The organism is Candidatus Termitispirillum reticulitermitis, from assembly GCF_054655775.1.
On record NZ_BAAIHG010000115.1, the window covers coordinates 1 to 2,402 of the forward strand.

At 42.2% G+C, this 2,402-nt stretch carries 4 protein-coding genes and 1 pseudogene; 2 read left to right on the forward strand and 3 right to left on the reverse strand.

The annotated features are described in order from the left end of the window. The first annotated feature begins 1 nt into the window (after position 1). On the forward strand, positions 2-868 hold the full coding sequence (locus AC1MDJ_RS07545) for an ABC transporter permease (RefSeq protein ID WP_479690310.1): 867 nt from the start codon (positions 2-4) through the stop codon (positions 866-868). Continuing rightward, complete coding sequence (locus tag AC1MDJ_RS07550) at positions 861-1,664, forward strand: ABC transporter ATP-binding protein (RefSeq protein ID WP_479690311.1); 804 nt, start codon at positions 861-863, stop codon at positions 1,662-1,664. Before AC1MDJ_RS07545 ends, AC1MDJ_RS07550 begins: the two co-directional genes overlap by 8 nt. Positions 1,665-1,720: 56 nt before the next feature. Here the strand turns inward: AC1MDJ_RS07550 and AC1MDJ_RS07555 are convergent, their stop codons facing one another. From AC1MDJ_RS07555 to AC1MDJ_RS07565, 3 genes and pseudogenes are all read right to left on the reverse strand, one after another. Then, positions 1,721-1,855, reverse strand: a complete 135-nt coding sequence (locus tag AC1MDJ_RS07555) for a transposase (protein ID WP_479690312.1) — start codon at positions 1,853-1,855, stop codon at positions 1,721-1,723. Positions 1,856-1,867: 12 nt separating this feature from the next. Then, on the reverse strand, positions 1,868-2,026 hold the full coding sequence (locus tag AC1MDJ_RS07560) for a hypothetical protein (protein ID WP_479690313.1): 159 nt from the start codon (positions 2,024-2,026) through the stop codon (positions 1,868-1,870). A 149-nt stretch (positions 2,027-2,175) separates the two neighbouring features. Then, a pseudogene (locus AC1MDJ_RS07565) lies at positions 2,176-2,402 on the reverse strand (hypothetical protein); the annotation flags it as partial.

Genomic DNA, 2,402 nt, shown 5'->3' on the forward strand with positions numbered 1-2,402 from the left:
TATATATGGAATAATGGCGTTAGGCGTCTTTATTACCTTTAGAATACTAGACTTTCCCGATATGACGGTTGACGGCAGTTTCCCGCTTGGTGCAGTAGTGGCAGCATCAATGCTTACAGCTGACTATGGAACGCTATTTTCGCTATCTATAGCGTTCATTGCAGGGGCACTATCTGGCATAATCACTGCACTGATACATATTAAACTAAAGGTACAGAATCTGCTGGCGGGGATACTCACCCTAACAATGCTCTATTCTATCAACATTCGCGTGTTAGGTGGCAAGGCAAACTTAGCTCTGCTGGGGCAAACGACCGCTATCTCACAGATAGAAAATACGCTCGGCACTATTATGCCCGCTGAAATTGCAGTGGCGTTAGCATTTTTTATAATAGTTATGTTATTTAAGTTATTATTAGACGCATTTTTATCTACCGATATGGGGCTTGCGATGATTTCTATGGGCGACAATCCTAGTATGGTAACCACGCTAGGCATCAATGGTGACATTATGAAAATAATAGGTGTAAGTTTAGCCAATGGTATGACGGCAGTATCTGGTGCCTTTGCGGCGATGTATCTAGGCTTCGGCGATGTGAATCTTGGACAGGGCATTATCATATCGGGCTTGGCATCTGTAATGCTTGGCGAATTTCTATTGCGTGGCAGTTCAATATTTACCAAAACATTGAGTGTCCTAGCGGGCTGCACACTATTCAAAGCGGTGATGTATCTAGGACGTGAATATGGCTACGACTTAGGGCTGACACCCAGCGACTTGAAACTTATTACAGGCTTAATGTTGATAGGCTGTCTGGCATTCACACATATTTCAGTGCGCAAGAGGAGGCGCAGATATAATGATTAAAATAATTGCTCTAAAAAAAATATTTTCATTAGGCACGCTGAACGAGCATACTGCATTAGATAATATATCTCTTAACGTTCAAGAGGGAGACTTTATCACAATTATCGGCTCTAATGGCGCAGGCAAGAGCACACTGCTCAACACCATAGCTGGCACTACAAAACCAACTAGTGGCAAAATATTGCTAGACGAACAAGACATTACAAAACTAGCCGAATATAAACGTGCGCGTTTCATAGGTAGAATTCACCAAAATCCACTAATGGGCACATCTGGCGATATGAGTATAGAGCAGAATATGGCACTTTGTGGCAGGAAAGGTTTCCGCTATCTAACACGGACGTTGAACGATATTTCGCGAGAACTATATCGTCAATCGTTAGCAGAGTTGAATATGGGGCTGGAAAACAGACTGCAAGACCGTGTGAGCTTACTGTCAGGCGGACAACGGCAAGCATTGACGCTACTAACTACAGTGATGAGCAACCCCCGACTGCTACTACTAGACGAACACACAGCGGCATTAGACCCTGGCAATGCAGAAGTTATAATGGCACTGACGGAACAACTTGTGCGTGAACAGAACAAAACTACCATTATGGTAACGCACAATATGCAACAGGCGATTAGCTATGGAAACAGGCTAATTATGATGGATAAAGGACGCATAGTGCTAGACATCAGCGGGCAGGAGAAAGCAAGCCTCACTGTGACACAACTTGTGGACAGATTCCGCGCTATGCACTCAACGTTAGCAGAAAACGATGAAGTAGTGCTTAATAAACTAGCTAGCTAACAAGTGCGGTCATTTCTTGCCCTTTAAGTGTGCTGGCATATTCAGCTTATATCTAATTAGCCTGCTAGATGAGCTGAGCCAGCCCTCTTTAACAAACCAAAAATAGCTGTCTTACCTGCTGCCCCTCGTCCTCGCTTGCTTTTCCTAACGCCACCAAAATAACTCTCGTCAACCTCAATTTCGCCACACAAAAACGGAGAGTCTTAACAGATTATTTGACGCAACTTATCATAAAACTTGATAGCTGTATCTCTGTTGACACCAGAAAGCTCAGTAGCAGTTCTAGCTGTAGCACCTGATATAAAAAAGTTAAGCAAACTTTTTATTTGGCTACTAGATAGCCTACAATGCCTTAATTTCACACTTCCAAACATAATATAATTGACTCCTTTTGTCAATTATCTATGTCAGCCCCAAATTTTGAGAAATTAGAAAATAAGCTGTGTTTTTACGATGCAAATAGTGCACATATATTTGGTAAAACCACCAAGCGCAGTCATATGAGCGTAAATCAAACTGGGTTAGCTTGAGCAAGCAGACTAAACAAGCTAACGCCCTCTTTCTCATTTTTTCTTGCAGGTAATTTATAAATGTTTTTAATAGCCCCGCCGTTGCCTAGCCTATCAATAATCATATCATAATACGGCTTATGAATTTCGCTTGATATAAAGTGCCGTTTAAGGTTCTTGCATAGGACAAGCTCCGAGCCAGAGCCGCCGAATAAGATTTGAACTAAAT